Source organism: Nocardiopsis moroccensis (genome assembly GCF_055763695.1).
This window is the reverse complement of the sequence record NZ_CP199747.1, coordinates 1,239,838-1,254,948: the sequence shown is the minus strand read 5'-3', so window position 1 is coordinate 1,254,948 and position 15,111 is coordinate 1,239,838. Positions and strand designations below refer to the sequence as shown.

Below are 15,111 nucleotides of genomic sequence, written 5' to 3'. Positions count from 1 at the left end.
CCCCGGCGGGGCGCGGCGCGGGCGCTGACCGGGCGGTCAGGTCGGACGGAATCCCGATCCTCCCGGGGGTTGACTTCTCCCAATGTTAGCGCCAACAATGTTGGCCAGGTCACACCCCCCCGCCTGCGACCCTCCCGAAGGGGTTGTTTCGTTCTGACATCCCAGCCCAAGAACCGCGCCCCCGTCATGGCCGACGTCGCCCGGCTCGCCGGCGTCTCCCACCAGACGGTCTCCCGGGTCGTCAACGGCCACCCCAACGTGCGCGCGGCGACGGTCGAGCGCGTGCGCCGGGCGATCGAGGAGACCGGCTACCGCCGCAACTCCACCGCGCGCGCCCTCGCCACCAACAGGACCAACGTGCTGGGGGTCATCGCCTCCGAAACCGCGCTGTACGGCCCCGCGCAGACCCTGGTCGGCATCGAGCGGGCCGCCCGCGAGGCGGGATACTTCCTCACCGTGGTCAGCCTCGACCACACCTCGCGGGACAGTGCCGCCGAGGCGGTGGACCACCTGATCCAGCAGTCGGTGGAGGGCTGTGTGGCCATCACCCCCCAGCGCCGACTGTCGGAACGGCTGACCGCGCCGGACGCCCCCCGGCCTCTGGTGATGGTGGAGGGCGGCGAGGACTGGGGGCTTCCCGTGGTCCGCGTGGACCAGGCCCAGGGGGCGGCCGAGGCCGTGGAACACCTGCTCGGGCTCGGCCACGGGACCGTCCACCACATCGAGGGCAACCCGCTTTGGCCGCAGTCGCGGGCACGTCTGGCCGGGTGGCGGCGGGCGCTCGCCGGTGCGGGCGCCCCGGCCCCCGCGACCCTGTGCGGGGACTGGAGCCCCCGCTCCGGCTACGAGCAGGGCAGGGCCCTGCTCGCCCGCCGGGCCGCCGGGGAGCAGGTCACCGCGGTCTTCGTGGGCAACGACCAGATGGCCGTCGGCCTCCTGCGCGCCCTGGGCGAAGCACGTCTGGACGTGCCCGGCGACGTCAGCGTGGTCGGCTTCGACGACGTACCCGAGGCCGAGTTCCTCTCCCCCGCACTGACCACCGTCCGACAGGACTTCACCAGGGTGGGGCGGGAAAGCCTGGCCCTGTTGCTCCAGCAGGTCGGCGGCGCCGACACCGCCCCGCGGGCGGATCTGCGCCGGATGGTCCCGGCCCGCCTGCTGCCCCGGGGCAGCAGCGGCCCCGCGCCCGACCCCGACGTCCGGGACAACCCCCGAAAGGAAACCTCTTGACAGACGATGTTAGCGCCAACACAGGTCCGACAGAGGACGCTGTGGTCATCGGGATCGACTTCGGCACCCTCTCCGGCCGCGCCGTCGTGGTCCGGGCGGCCGACGGCACGGAACTCGGCTCGGCCGAATACGCCTACCGGCACGGGGTCATCACCGACCGGCTCCCCGGCCGGGACGAACCGCTGGCGCCGGAGACCGCGCTCCAGCACCCCGAGGACTACCGGGAGGTACTGCGCAGCGCCGTGCCCGAGGCGCTGCGCAGGGCCGCGGTCGGACCGGAACGGGTCATCGGGATCGGCACCGACTTCACCGCCTGCACCGTCCTGCCGGTCACGGCCGACGGCACACCGCTGTGCCGGCTCGACGACCTCCGGGACCGCCCGCACGCCTGGCCCAAACTGTGGCGCCACCACGCGGCCCAGCCCGAGGCCGACGAGATCAACGCGCTGGCCGCCGAGCGCGGCGAGGAGTGGCTGCCCCGCTACGGCGGGCGGATCTCCTCCGAGTGGCAGTTCGCCAAGGCCCTCCAGGTCCTGCGCGAGGACCCAGAGGTCTACGAACGCACCGAGCGCTGGATCGAGGCCGCGGACTGGATCGTCTGGCAGCTGTGCGGGCACGAGACCCGCAACGTCGCGACGGCCGGGTACAAGGGTCTGTACCAGGACGGACGGTGGCCGTCGAAGGACTTCCAGGCCGCCCTCGACCCCCGCTTCGCCACCTTCGCCCAGGACAAGCTCGACCACCCCCTCTCCCAGCTGGGCGAGCGCGCGGGCGTCCTCACCGGCCGGGCCGCGGAGTGGACCGGGCTGCCCGAGGGCGTCCCCGTCGCCGTCGGCAACATCGACGCCCACGTCACCGCCGCCACCGCCCGGACCACGGAGCCCGGCCGCATGCTCGCGATCATGGGCACCAGCACCTGCCACGTCATGAACTCCGACGTCCTGGCGGAGGTGCCCGGCATGTGCGGCCTGGCCCTGGGCGGCATCACCCCGGGGATGTGGGGCTACGAGGCCGGACAGAGCGGGGTCGGCGACATCTTCGGCTGGTTCGCAAGCACCCATGTCCCGCCCGCCTACCACGAGGAGGCCGCCGAACGTGGCCTGTCCGTGCACGAGGTGCTCTCGGAGCGGGCGGCCGGGGCGGCGGTGGGCGAGCACGGCCTGGTCGCCCTGGACTGGCACAGCGGCAACCGCTCGGTGCTGGTGGACCACGCGCTGTCGGGGGTGCTGGTCGGGATGACCCTGGCCACCCGGCCAGAGGAGGTCTACCGGGCGCTGGTCGAGGCCACCGCCTTCGGCACCCGCACGATCATCGAGGCCTTCACCGGCGCGGGCGTCCCCGTGCACGACCTCACCATCGGGGGCGGGATGGTCCGCAACCCGTTCGTCCTGCAGGTCTACGCGGACGTGCTGAACCGGCCCCTGCGCGTGGTCGACACCGAACACAGCTGCGCCGTCGGCTCCGCCATCCACGCGGCGGTCGCCGCCGGGTTCCACCCCGACGTGCACACCGCGTCCGCCGCCATGGGCCGGGTCCGCGAGGCGACCGTGGACCCCGATCCGGGCAGGTCCGCCGCCTACGACGACCTCTTCGCCGTCTACACCGAACTCCACGACCACTTCGGCCGCGGTGGCAGCGACAGCCTCCACCGTCTGCGCGCCCTGCGCCACGAGGCGCTGACCAGGACCGACCGAACCGCCCGGGGGGCACGATGAGCACACGCACGCCCGAGGAACAGCTGGCCGAGCACCGCACGGAGGTGGAGGGCCTACGTGAACAGGTGTGCGACCTGCACGCCGAACTGCCCCGGTGGAACCTGGTCACCTGGACCAGCGGCAACGTCTCGGCCCGGGTACCCGGCACCGACCTGATGGTGATCAAGCCCAGCGGTGTGTCCTACGACGACCTCCGCCCCGAGGACATCGTGGTGTGCGACCTGCACGGGCGAAGGGTGCAGGGGCGGCACAACCCCTCCAGCGACACCGAGGCCCACGCCTACGTCTACCGGGAGCGCGCGGACGTGGGGGGCGTCGTCCACACCCACAGCCCCTACGCGACCGCCTGGGCGGCCCGGGGGGAGGCGATCCCCTGCGCGGTCACCGCGATGGCCGACGAGTTCGGCGGGGACGTGCCGGTGGGACCGTTCGCCCTCATCGGCGGCGACGACATCGGCCGGGGGGTCGTGGCGACCCTGCGCGACCACCGCTCCCCGGCCGTGCTCATGCGCGGCCACGGCGTGTTCACCATCGGCGGGGACGCCAGGGCCGCGGTCAAGGCCGCGGTGATGTGCGAGGACGTGGCGCGCACCGTCCACTTCGCCCGCCAGGGCGGTCCGGTGCAGCGCCTGCCGCAGGAGCACATCGACGCCCTCCACGACCGCTACCAGAACGTCTACGGACAGTAAGGAACCACTGTGCCTGTACCCACCCCTCCGGTGAGCGAGAACCCCGCAGTGCGAACGCGCCTTCCGCGCATCGGCCTGCTCGGCGTCATGCAGCCGCTCTACGACGCCATGATCCCCGGTATCACCGAACACCAGGCCGCCTACGCCGAACGGGTGGCCGCGGAACTGTCCGGGGTCGCCGAGTGGACCGTCAGCCGGCCGGTGCGCGGCAGGCAGGACGCCGAGCGGGCGATGCGCGACTTCGAGACCGAAGGCCTCGACGGGGTCCTCGTCGTCATGCTCACCTACGGCCCCTCGCTGCGCGTCACCCGGGCGCTCACCGAGTCGCGCCTGCCCGTGGCGCTCGCCAACATCCAGCCCGACCCGGCGGTGACCGCCGAGTGGGACATGGACGACATGACCTACAACCAGGGCATCCACGGTGCGCAGGACACCGCCAACGCCCTGGTGCGCGCGGGTACGCGCTTCGAGGTCATCACCGGCGAGTGGCAGGACCCGCACTTCGCGGAACAGGTGGACCGCTGGGCCCGGGCCGCGCGCACGGTCAGTTCGCTGCGCCGCCTGCGAGTCGGGGTCTTCGGCTACCCGATGAACGGGATGGGCGACGCCCGGGTGGACGAGACCGCCCTGCTGCGCGCGCTCGGCCCCGAGGTCCACGTCATCGCACCCGGCGCCCTGCACCGCACGATGGCCGACCTGCCCGAACAGGCGGTGCGCGACCTCATCTCCTGGGAGGACGGGGCGTTCGACGTGGACGAGCAGCTGTCCAAGGAGGAGCGCGAGGACCACGTCCGCATGCAACTGGGCATCGAACGGCTGCTGGAGGACTCGGGCTGCGGTGCCTACTCCACCCACTTCGACGCGATCGCGGAGGACGGGCGCTTCGCCCGGCTGCCGATGGCCGCCGCCTCCACCCTCATGGCCCAGGGGTACGGGTTCGCCGGGGAGGGGGACGTCCTGGCCGCCTCGGTCGTCTACGCGGGGCACCAACTGGCCGGGGACGGCCACTTCACCGAGATGTACGCGATGGACTTCCCCTCGGACTCGATCCTGATGAGCCACATGGGTGAGGGCAACTGGCGCCTCGCCCGCGAGGACGAACCGGTCCGCCTCATCAAGAGGCCGCTGGGCATCGGCGGGCTGGACGACCCGCCCACGATCCTGTTCCGCTACCGCACGGGCGCGGCGACCCTGGCCTCCCTGGTGGCCCTGGGCGGAGAACGGTTCCGCCTGGTCGTGGCCGAGGGCGAGATCCTGGACGCCCCCGAGCTGCCCGCCCTGGAGATGCCCTATGGACAGTTCCGGCCGTCCTCGGGCGTCCGGGGCTGCATGGACGCCTGGCTGCGGGCGGGCGGCACCCACCACATGGTCATGAACACCGGCCACCGGGCACGGGACTGGCGCGTCCTGTGCGAGCTGGCCGGTATCGAGTACGTCCCGGTCTGAGCGACCGGCCCTGAGGCGCCCCGGCGCACCCACCCCCCACGGGAGGGCCCCGAGCGGGCCCTCCCACCCCCTCAGCGCAAGGAGCACACCATGCGCAGAGCAGCACACGCACCACCCTCGGCCCCGGCCGGGCCGGGCCGCCGGGCCTTCGTCACCGGTGCCCTGGCCACCGCGGGCCTGGCGGCGGCGGGCTGTGCCCCGCCCGACACCCTCATCAGCGGCCGGACCCGGCTGCGGCAGTGGAACCTGTTCGCGGGCGGTGACGGCAACCGGATGATCGAGATGCACGACGCATACCGGGCCGAGCACCCCGAGATCGACTTCCGGGCCACCACCTTCACCTGGGGTGCGCCCTTCTACACCAAGGTCGCCATGGGTGCCGCGGGCGGCCGGGGCGCGGACGTGGCCACCGTGCACGTCTCGCGTCTGGAGAGCCTGGCCCCCGGCCGCCTGCTGGACCCGATCGACCCCGCCCTGCTCGCGGAGTTCGGCATCGACGACACCGTCGTGCTGCCCAACATCTGGGAGAAGTGCTTCTTCGACGGGCAGTTGTACGCGGTCCCCATCGACACCCACGTGCTGATCCAGTACCTCAACCTCGACGTGTGCCGCCAGGCGGGCGTGCTCGACGCCGACGACCGCCTGATCGAGGTCTCCGGGACGGACGACTACTTCGACCTGCTCCGTGAGATCCAGGGCGTGACCGGCGAGTACGGCATCTCCATCGACACCTGGAACCCCTGGTCCAACTTCTGGGCGCTCTACCGCCAGCAGGACGGCGACCTCGTCCTCGGCGAGGACGACTTCGAGATGGACGACGACAAGGCGCTGGCCGCCATGGACGTCATGTACCGCCTATCCGAGGAGGGGCTGGCCCCGCGCCACTCCAGGGACGCCGACACCTCCGCGAACCTGGCCAACGGCCACGCCGGGCTGATGATCCACGGCAACTGGGAGATCCCCACCCTGGAGGCCGCCGGGATCGAGTTCTCCGCCGCCCAGTTCCCCGCGGTGTTCGGTAACCACCGCACGCGCGGCGACTCCCACTGCTATGTCTTCCCGCACCAGCGCGACCGCGATCCCGAACGCACCCGGGCCGCCACGGAGTACGCCGCGTGGATGCTGCACAACAGCCTGACCTGGGCCGGCGGTGGCCACATCCCCGCCTACCAGCCGGTCGTGGAGAGCGCCGAGTACGACGCGCTGCACCCCCAGTCCGAGTACCGCGAGGCCGCGGAGAACGTCCAGTTCGAGCCCGAGGGCTGGTTCAGCGGATCGGCCGGGCGGCTCCAGGAGGAGGCTACCGGTGCCCTGACCACCCTCCACCAGGGCACCCAGACCCCGGAGCAGGCGCTCGACCAGCTCAAGGGCACCATCCGTGAACTGCTGACCGTCCCGTCGCCGGTGTAGGGAGCCACACCATGACCCAGAAGATCCACGCTCCCGCGCCCCGCACCGCGCCCGGATCCGCCACGACTGCCCCACGCGGCCTCGTCGACGTCCGCCGCCGCCCGCACACCTGGACCGGCCTGTGGTTCGTCCTGCCGTTCCTGGCCTTCTACGCCCTCTTCCTGCTGTGGCCCGCCATCGTCGGGTTCGGCTACACCTTCACCGACCGCAGCCTGGCCGGCGGCGACGTCTCCTTCATCGGACTGGACAACTGGTCCGAGAGCCTGACCGACTCGGCCATGTACGACTCGCTGTGGAACACGCTGTGGTTCACGATCCTGAGCGTGCCCCTCATGGTGCTGCTGGCCCTGGGCCTGGCCGTGCTCACCGACCACGCGCGCCGCCTCGGCTGGTTCCTGCGCCTGTCGTTCTTCGCCCCCTTCATCCTGCCGGTGACGGTGATGACGCTCATCTGGGGCTGGATGTACAACCCGAGCCTGGGCCTGTTCAACGGCACGCTCGGCCGGTTGGGCATCGAGGGCCCCGAGTGGCTCTTCGCCGAGGACACCGCGATGTACTCCGTGGTGATCGCCACGGCGTGGTGGCAGGTCGGGTTCAACTACCTGCTCTACCTGGCCGCCATGCAGTCCATCCCCAAGGACGTGTACGAGGCCGCCGCGATCGACGGGGCCGGGGCCTGGCAGCGCATCGGCCGGATCACCCTGCCGATGCTGACCCGCACCACCGCGCTCATCGCCATGCTGCAACTGATCGGCTCGCTGCGCGTGTTCGAGCAGATCTACCTCATGACCAGCGGCGGGCCCAACTTCGCCACCCGCACCGTCATCCAGTACATCTACGACTCCGGCTTCGTCGGGCTGCGCATCGGGCTGGCCTCGTCGATGGCCTACGTCTTCATGATCCTGATCATCGCCGCCTCCATCGCCCAGTTCCGTCTCTTCTCCCGGAAGGAGGACTGACGATGGCCACCTCCACGCCTCCCGCCCCGCGCGCCGTCCAAGGACCCGCGAAACCCCCCGGGCGCACGCCCCCTCGCCGCCGCCGGATGTCCGTCGGCGCCGTCGCGCTGTACACCGTCGCCACCCTGGCCGCGCTCGTCTGGCTCGTCCCCCTGCTGTGGGCCTTCGCCACCTCGGTCAAGCCCGAGGGCGAGACCACCGTCATGCCGCCCTCGTGGCTGTCGGCCAACGCCACCTTCGAGGCCTACGCCCTGGTCCTGGGCCGCGGGGACATCCTGCGCTGGACCATGAACTCGCTCATCACCACGCTGATCGTCACCGCGCTGACCCTGGTGTTCTGCGTCCTGGCCGCCTACGGGTTCTCCCGGTTCGACTTCCGCGGCCGACCGGCGCTGTTCGCCCTGGTCATCGGCGGCATCCTCATCCCGCCACAGACCCTGATCGTGCCGCAGTTCGTGCTCATGACCCAGCTGGGCCTGGTGGACACCTACTGGGGCATCGCCCTGCCACAGGTGGTCGCCCCGGTCTTCGTGTTCATCCTCAAACGGTTCTTCGACGCCATCCCGCGCGACTACGAGGACGCCGCCCGCCTGGACGGCGCCGGACCCCTGCGCGTGCTGTGGAACGTCATCCTGCCGCTGTCCCGGCCCATCCTCACCGCCGTCGGCATCTTCACCTTCATCGGCGCCTGGAACAACTTCCTGTGGCCGTTCATCGTGACCAACGACCCGGAGATGATGACCCTGCCTGTGGGGCTGGGCACGGCCGTGGGACAGTACGGCATCCAGTACGCCCAGCTCATGGCCTCGGCCGTGCTGGGCGCCGTCCCCCTGCTCATCGTCTTCCTGCTCTTCCAGAAGCACATCGTCACCGGTGTCGCCGGAGCCGGGATCAAGGGTTGAGGACCACCCGCGAGGGGCCCGAACCACGACCGCCCCCTCCTTCGCCCCCCGACCGCTCGCACCGCCGCGACCGGGCCCGCCCACCGAGTACCGCCCACAGCCGAGGAGACCCATGCTCAACGCCTCCCTGCACGTCGACACCACCGCCCCGATCGCCCCTGTCCACCGGCGCACCTTCGGATCCTTCGTCGAACACATGGGCCGCTGCGTGTACACCGGAATCTTCGAACCCGGCCACCCCGAGGCCGACCCCAACGGCTTCCGGCGCGACGTGGCCGCCCTGGTCCGCGAACTGGGGGTGACCACCGTCCGCTACCCCGGCGGCAACTTCGTCTCCGGCTACCGGTGGGAGGACGGTGTCGGCCCCCGCGACCAGCGGCCGGTACGCAGGGACCTGGCCTGGCACAGCATCGAGACCAACCAGTTCGGCCTCGACGAGTTCATGAGCTGGTGCCGCACCCTGGACATCGAACCGATGATGGCGGTCAACCTCGGCACCCGGGGCCTGGCCGAGGCCCTGGACCTGCTGGAGTACTGCAACCACCCGAGCGGCACCCGCCTGTCGGACCAAAGGGCCGCCAACGGCCACCCCGCCCCGCACGACATCCGCATGTGGTGCCTGGGCAACGAGATGGACGGGCCCTGGCAGCTCGGCCACCTGGACGCCCGCTCCTACGGGCGCAAGGCGGCCCAGGTCGCCCGCGCCATGAAGATGGCCGACCGCGACCTGGAACTGGTGGTGTGCGGCAGCTCCGGTTCGTCCATGCCCACCTTCGGCGCCTGGGAGGCCACCGTCCTGGAGGAGGCCTACGACGCCGTCGACCACATCTCCCTGCACGCCTACTACGAGGAGCACGACGGCGACCTGGCCTCCTTCCTGGCCAGCGCCGTCGACATGGACGGCTTCATCGAGTCGGTGGCCGCCACCGCCGACGCCGTGGGAGCCCGGTTGCGCGACCCCAAACGCATCCAGCTCTCCTTCGACGAGTGGAACGTGTGGTACCTGAGCCGCTACCAGGCCGAGGCAGCGGTGCACCCCACCGACGACTGGCGGATCGCCCCCCGTGTCATCGAGGACCGCTACAACGTCGCCGACGCGGTCGTCGTCGGAAACCTGCTGATCAGCCTGCTCCGCCACAGCGACCGGGTCACCGCCGCCAGCCAGGCACAACTGGCCAACGTCATCGCCCCGATCATGACCGAACCGGACGGCCCGGCCTGGCGCCAGACCGTCTTCCACCCCTTCGCGCTGACCGCGCGCGCAGCCCGGGGCCAGGTGCTGCGGACCGGACTGACGGCCCCCGGACACGGGACCGAACGCCACGGCACGGTGCCCGTACTGGACGCGGTGGCCACCCACGACGAGGAGAACGGGACCGTCTCGCTGTTCGTGGTCAACCGCTCCACCGACGAACCCCTCACCCTCGACGCCGACCTGCGCGCCCTGGCCCCCGTGGCGGTCACCGACGCCCAGACGCTCAGTGACGAGGACCCCTACGCGACCAACACCCTCCAAACCCCGGACCGGGTCGTGCCCCGCCCGGCCAAGGAGACGCGTCTGGAGGGAGGCCGGCTCAGCGCGGTGCTCCCACCCGTCTCCTGGTCCGTCATCACCCTGGCCACCGGCGTCAGCTGAACGGCCGGGACAACCCCCGCCCGGTACTCCGCGACCGGGACCCCAGAAAGGAACCGCGCATGCCACAGCACACGCGCACCGCAACGACCGCCGCACTACTGGCCGCCTCGCTCGCGCTCACCGCCTGCGGCGGGGTGGGCGACGCGGCACAGCCCGAGGGCGAGAACGGTGTCATCGGCATCTCCATGCCCACCCAGTCCTCCGAACGGTGGATCGCCGACGGCGAGAACATGGTGGCGGAGTTCGAGGAGCAGGGGTACGGCACCGACCTGCAGTACGCCGAGGACGTCGTCCAGGACCAGCTCTCCCAGATCGAGAACATGATCACCCGGGGCGTGGACGCCCTGGTCATCGCCTCCGTGGACGGCGAGGCCCTCGGTGACGTGCTCGACATGGCCGCCGACGGCGACATCCCGGTGATCGCCTACGACCGGCTCATCATGGGCAGCGAGAACGTCGACTACTACGCCACCTTCGACAACTTCGAGGTCGGTGTGATCCAGGGCCAGTACATCGTGGACACGCTCGACCTGGAGAACGAGGAGGGGCCGTTCAACATCGAGCTCTTCGGCGGCTCCCCCGACGACAACAACGCCTACTTCTTCAACGACGGCGCCATGTCCGTCCTGCAGCCCCACATCGACGACGGCACGCTCGAGGTGCGCAGCGGTCAGACGTCGATGGAGCAGATCGCCACCCAGAGGTGGGACGGCGCCATCGCGCAGTCCCGGATGGACAACCTGCTCAGCGCGAACTACTCCGACGAGGAGGTGGACGCGGTCCTGTCGCCCTTCGACGGCATCAGCCTCGGCGTGATCGAGTCCCTGCGCGCGGCCGGCTACGGCACCGACGCCCGCCCGCTGCCCGTCGTCACCGGCCAGGACGCGGACCTGTCCTCGGTCAGGTCCATCATCGCCGGGGAGCAGACCCAGACCGTCTTCAAGGACACCCGGGTCCTGGCCGCGCAGGCCGTCGAGATGACCGAGGCCGTGCTGACCGGCGGGGAGGTACCGGTCAACGACACCGAGAGCTACGACAACGGCGTCAAGGTGGTCCCGTCCTACCTGCTCGAACCGGTTTCGGTGGACATCGACAACTACCACGAGGTCCTCGTGGAGAGCGGCTACTACGAGGAGTCCGAGCTCGGATGAACACCGCGAGCCAAACACCCGCGGCCCCGGGACCCCTGCTGCGGATGCGCGACATCCACAAGGAGTTCCCCGGGGTCCGGGCCCTGGACGGGGTCTCGCTGAGCGTGGGCCACGGGACCGTCCACGCCCTGATGGGCGAGAACGGCGCCGGGAAGTCCACCCTGATGAAGGTGCTCAGCGGGGTCCACCCCGCCGGTTCCTACACCGGGGAGGTGCTCGTCGACGGCGAGCCCGTACGGTTCGCCGACGTCACCGAGAGCGAACGGGCCGGCATCGCCATCATCCACCAGGAACTGGCCCTGGTCCCGCAGCTGTCCGTCAGCGAGAACGTCCTCCTGGGCCACGAGGTGAGCCGCTTCGGCGTCATCGACTGGGGCGCCACCCACGCCAGGGCCCGTGAGCTGCTGCTCCGCGTCGGTCTGGACGAGAACCCGGCGACTCCGGTCTCGGCGCTGAGCATCGGCGCGCAACAGATGGTGGAGATCGCCAAGGCACTGGCCAAACGGGTCCGGCTGCTCATCCTGGACGAGCCGACCTCGGCGTTGAACGAGGCCGAGAGCGAGCGCCTGCTCGGCCTGCTGCTGGAACTGCGCGCCCAGGGGGTGGCCTGCATCCTCATCTCGCACAAGATCGGGGAGGTGGTGAGCGTCAGCGACGAGGTCACCATCCTGCGGGACGGCCGGACCATCGAGACCCTGGCCGTGGAGCGCGACGCCCGGGGAGTGCCCTCGATCGACGAGGACCGCATCATCCGGGGGATGGTCGGCCGCGACCTCGACCAGCGCCACCCCGAACGGACCGGTCGGATCGGCCCGGAGCTCTTCGAGGTGCGGGACTGGACGGTGGACCACCCCACACAGACCGGACGGCGCGTGGTGGACGGGGTCGGCCTCACACTGCGCGCGGGGGAGATCGTGGGGATGGCGGGCCTGATGGGGGCCGGTCGCACCGAGTTCGCGATGAGCCTCTTCGGCCGCAGCTACGGCCGGTACGTGCGCGGCGATCTCCGCCGGGACGGCCGGGCCCTGCCCGTGGGCAGCGTCGCGGACGCCATCGCCTCGGGGGTCGCCTACGTGCCCGAGGACCGCAAGTCGCTGGGACTGGTGCTCGACGACGACATCCGCAGCAACACCACCTTGGCGGGACTGGGCCGTGTCTCCACGCGCGGGGTCATCGACCCCGGGCTCGAAACGGTGGAGGCGCGGCGCATGAGCGAGCACATGCGGGTGCGCAGCCACGGCACGTCCCAGACCGTGCGCACGCTCAGCGGCGGCAACCAGCAGAAGGTCGTCCTGGGCAAGTGGATGTTCACCCGACCCGAACTGCTCATCCTCGACGAACCCACACGCGGCATCGACGTGGGCGCCAAGTACGAGATCTACCTGATCGTGCGGCGGCTCGCCGCCGAGGGCGCCTGCGTCCTGCTCATCTCCTCCGAGCTGCCGGAGCTGCTCGGCATGTGCGACCGGATCTACGCCATGTGCGAGGGCCGGATCACCGGACAGGTGTCGGGCGAGGAGGCCGACCAGGAGACCCTGATGAAACTCATGACCCGGACCGGGGACCAACCGTGAACCAGACAGCCCAGACCTCACCGCGCGCCAGGATCGGCGCGCTGCTCCAGGGGAACGCACGCCAGTACGGCATGGCCATCGCCCTGGTGGCCATCATCGTCCTCTTCCAGGTCCTCACCGGGGGCCTGCTGCTGACCCCGCTCAACCTCACCAACCTGATCATGCAGAACTCCTACATCCTGATCCTGGCGATCGGGATGATGCTGGTGATCGTCACCGGGCACATCGACCTGTCGGTCGGTTCGGTGGTGGCCTTCACCGGGGCGGTGTCGGCGATCATGCTCACCTCGTGGGGACTGCCGACGGTCGTCGTGATCCCCGCGGCGCTGCTCCTGGGCGCCGTCATCGGAGCCTGGCAGGGGTTCTGGATCGCGTACGTGGGTGTGCCGGCGTTCATCGTCACCCTGGCCGGGATGCTCGTCTTCCGCGGCGCCACCCTGGCCGTGCTGGGCGGCGAGTCCATCGCTCCCCTGCCCCAGTCCCTGCGGGTGATCGCCAGCGGCTTCCTCCCCGGCGGCGACGGGGGCCTGCACCTGCTCACCCTGGGCCTGGGCCTGGCGGGCTCGGCCGTGATCGTGTGGATCCAGTGGCGCTCACGGGCCCGTTCCGGCGCACACGGCCTCCCGGTCCAGCCGGCGGCGGTCACCGCTGCGGGCTCGGTCCTCGTCGTCGGCGTGATCCTGGCGTTCACCTACGCGCTGGCCGACTACAACGGGCTCCCCCTGGTGGGCCTGCTCCTGGTCGCGCTCATCGCCGGGTACTCGTTCGTCATGCGCTCCACCACCATGGGCCGGCGCGTCTACGCGGTGGGCGGCAGTGAGCGGGCGGCGGCCCTGTCCGGGATCAGGACCAGGCGCACCACGTTCTGGGTCTTCGTCAACATGGGGGTCCTCTCGGCGCTGGCGGGGCTGGTCTTCACGGCCCGCCTCAACGCCGCGACCCCCGGTGCGGGGACCATGTTCGAGCTGGACGCCATCGCGGCCGCCTTCATCGGCGGCGCCTCGGCCACCGGCGGTGTGGGCAGTGTCGTCGGGGCGGTCATCGGCGCCCTGGTCATGGGCGTGCTGAACAACGGCATGTCGCTGATCGGGCTGGGGGTGGACTGGCAGCAGCTCATCAAGGGGCTCGTGCTGCTGCTCGCGGTGGCCTTCGACATCTACAACAAGCGCCGGGTCGGCTCCGGCTCCGCCCTGCCCGTCCTGTGGCCGAGGGGCGGACGGGGGTCCGGAGGGCCGGCGAAGGGGGGCAGTGGCGCCCGGGGCCGGGGCGGCGTCGAGCGGACACCGGCCTGAGGCCGGGCTCCGTGCGGTCAGCCCGGGAGCGCGGCCACGCTGTCGCGCTCCACGAGCGTGGGGGTGATCGTCCGCCGGATGGAACCGGCCCCCGGGTCGGAGATACAGGACATCAGCACGTTCAGGGTCTCGCCGGCCACCATGTCGAAGTCGGGCCGCACGGTCGTCAGGGGCGGGGTGAAGTACGCGGCCTCCGGAACGTCGTCGAACCCGACCACGCTCACGTCGCCGGGGACGGACCGGCCGCGCTCCGACATCGCCCGCAGGATCCCCAGGGCGAGGTGGTCGTTGGCCGCGAACACCGCCGTCACCTCGGGCATGCGGGCGAGCAGCAGGCCCGCGCGGTAGCCCGAGGCGGCGCTCCAGTCGGCGGGGTTGACCGGCGGGACCTCGGCTCCGGCCTCCTCCAGGGCCGCCTGCCAGCCCCGGACCCGCCCCGCGGCGTCGAACCACTCCGCGGGCCCGGACACGTGCCACACCGTCCGGTGTCCCGCCTCCAGGAGGTGGCGGGTCGCCAGTCGGGCTCCGGCCTCCTGGTCCACGGTCACCAGGGTCGCGCCGCGGTCGGGGTCGCCGTCCACGGCGACCAGGGGGACGTCGGTCGGCACCTCGGCCAGAGCCTCGCCGGCCGCCGCGGTGGGCGCTATCACCACGATCCCGGCGACCCGCTGCTCCCGGTGGTGTTCGACCGCCTCGGTGATCGAGCTCCGGTCCAGGACCCGGACCCTGCGCACGCTGACCACGAACCCCTGTACCGCCGCGGCCAGTTCGAAGGCGGCCAACAGGGAGGCGGGGCCGTACAGCGTCGAGTTCTGCGCCACCACGCCGATGTGCTGGGACCGCCCGGTCGCCAGGGCGCGGGCGGCCCGGTTGGGCCGGTACCCCAGTTCCTCGATGGCCGCGCGTACCCGCAGCCGGGTCTGCTCCCGGACGTTCGGGTGCCCGTTGAGGACCCGGGAGACCGTCTGGTGGGAGACGCCCGCGAGCCGGGCGACGTCGGTCATCGCGGGCTCTCGTGCCCCCCGGACGGCTGAAGAGGTGTGGTCCACCCATGGCTCCTTGTGTGCCGGCGTTCGTGTGCCGGCCTCGTCGTGCCTTCCACTGCGA

General features: G+C 71.4%; 12 protein-coding genes. 11 read left to right on the top strand and 1 reads right to left on the bottom strand.

What is annotated here, in order from left to right:
* Positions 1–186 precede the first annotated feature (186 nt).
* The 11 genes from ACUKCB_RS05215 (at position 187) to mmsB (ending at position 14,004) form a co-directional block, all read left to right on the top strand.
* Positions 187–1,230 carry a LacI family DNA-binding transcriptional regulator gene (locus ACUKCB_RS05215; protein ID WP_473039317.1) on the top strand — a complete coding sequence of 348 codons (1,044 nt, stop codon included), beginning with the start codon at positions 187–189 and terminating at the stop codon, positions 1,228–1,230.
* Positions 1,231–1,271: 41 nt separating this feature from the next.
* Positions 1,272–2,945, top strand: a complete 1,674-nt coding sequence (araB, locus tag ACUKCB_RS05210) for a ribulokinase (RefSeq protein ID WP_473040931.1) — start codon at positions 1,272–1,274, stop codon at positions 2,943–2,945.
* The gene (locus ACUKCB_RS05205; RefSeq protein WP_473039315.1) at positions 2,942–3,634 is read left to right on the top strand and encodes an L-ribulose-5-phosphate 4-epimerase; all 693 of its coding nucleotides are present in this window, start codon (positions 2,942–2,944) and stop codon (positions 3,632–3,634) included. Before araB ends, ACUKCB_RS05205 begins: the two co-directional genes overlap by 4 nt.
* Before the next feature lie 9 nt (positions 3,635–3,643).
* A complete protein-coding gene (locus ACUKCB_RS05200; RefSeq protein ID WP_473039314.1) occupies positions 3,644–5,080 on the top strand; it encodes an L-fucose/L-arabinose isomerase family protein in 1,437 nt (478 codons plus the stop codon).
* A gap of 90 nt (positions 5,081–5,170) precedes the next feature.
* Positions 5,171–6,490: an extracellular solute-binding protein gene (locus ACUKCB_RS05195; protein WP_473039312.1), complete on the top strand. Its 1,320-nt coding sequence runs from the start codon at positions 5,171–5,173 to the stop codon at positions 6,488–6,490.
* An 11-nt stretch (positions 6,491–6,501) separates the two neighbouring features.
* Positions 6,502–7,449: a carbohydrate ABC transporter permease gene (locus ACUKCB_RS05190; protein WP_473039311.1), complete on the top strand. Its 948-nt coding sequence runs from the start codon at positions 6,502–6,504 to the stop codon at positions 7,447–7,449.
* 2 nt (positions 7,450–7,451) lie between these two features.
* On the top strand, positions 7,452–8,351 hold the full coding sequence (locus ACUKCB_RS05185) for a carbohydrate ABC transporter permease (RefSeq protein ID WP_473039309.1): 900 nt from the start codon (positions 7,452–7,454) through the stop codon (positions 8,349–8,351).
* 112 nt (positions 8,352–8,463) lie between these two features.
* Positions 8,464–9,987 carry an arabinosylfuranosidase ArfA gene (gene arfA, locus ACUKCB_RS05180; protein WP_473039308.1) on the top strand — a complete coding sequence of 508 codons (1,524 nt, stop codon included), beginning with the start codon at positions 8,464–8,466 and terminating at the stop codon, positions 9,985–9,987.
* A 59-nt stretch (positions 9,988–10,046) separates the two neighbouring features.
* The gene (gene chvE / locus ACUKCB_RS05175) at positions 10,047–11,138 is read left to right on the top strand and encodes a multiple monosaccharide ABC transporter substrate-binding protein (protein ID WP_473039307.1); all 1,092 of its coding nucleotides are present in this window, start codon (positions 10,047–10,049) and stop codon (positions 11,136–11,138) included.
* A complete protein-coding gene (locus ACUKCB_RS05170; RefSeq protein ID WP_473039306.1) occupies positions 11,135–12,712 on the top strand; it encodes an ATP-binding cassette domain-containing protein in 1,578 nt (525 codons plus the stop codon). Before chvE ends, ACUKCB_RS05170 begins: the two co-directional genes overlap by 4 nt.
* On the top strand, positions 12,709–14,004 hold the full coding sequence (gene mmsB, locus ACUKCB_RS05165; protein WP_473039305.1) for a multiple monosaccharide ABC transporter permease: 1,296 nt from the start codon (positions 12,709–12,711) through the stop codon (positions 14,002–14,004). Before ACUKCB_RS05170 ends, mmsB begins: the two co-directional genes overlap by 4 nt.
* 17 nt (positions 14,005–14,021) lie before the next feature.
* Here the strand turns inward: mmsB and ACUKCB_RS05160 are convergent, their stop codons facing one another.
* On the bottom strand, positions 14,022–15,053 hold the full coding sequence (locus ACUKCB_RS05160) for a LacI family DNA-binding transcriptional regulator (protein WP_473039304.1): 1,032 nt from the start codon (positions 15,051–15,053) through the stop codon (positions 14,022–14,024).
* Between the last annotated feature and the right edge of the window lie 58 nt (positions 15,054–15,111).

What these genes read in the sequence shown, in the direction of transcription:
- chvE (WP_473039307.1), top strand. Translation starts at nt 10,047, where the DNA reads ATGCCACAGCACACGCGCACCGCAACGACCGCCGCACTACTGGCCGCC.
- ACUKCB_RS05205 (WP_473039315.1), top strand. Translation starts at nt 2,942, where the DNA reads ATGAGCACACGCACGCCCGAGGAACAGCTGGCCGAGCACCGCACGGAG.
- ACUKCB_RS05190 (WP_473039311.1), top strand. Translation starts at nt 6,502, where the DNA reads ATGACCCAGAAGATCCACGCTCCCGCGCCCCGCACCGCGCCCGGATCC.
- ACUKCB_RS05185 (WP_473039309.1), top strand. Translation starts at nt 7,452, where the DNA reads ATGGCCACCTCCACGCCTCCCGCCCCGCGCGCCGTCCAAGGACCCGCG.
- ACUKCB_RS05215 (WP_473039317.1), top strand. Translation starts at nt 187, where the DNA reads ATGGCCGACGTCGCCCGGCTCGCCGGCGTCTCCCACCAGACGGTCTCC.
- arfA (WP_473039308.1), top strand. Translation starts at nt 8,464, where the DNA reads ATGCTCAACGCCTCCCTGCACGTCGACACCACCGCCCCGATCGCCCCT.
- ACUKCB_RS05170 (WP_473039306.1), top strand. Translation starts at nt 11,135, where the DNA reads ATGAACACCGCGAGCCAAACACCCGCGGCCCCGGGACCCCTGCTGCGG.
- ACUKCB_RS05195 (WP_473039312.1), top strand. Translation starts at nt 5,171, where the DNA reads ATGCGCAGAGCAGCACACGCACCACCCTCGGCCCCGGCCGGGCCGGGC.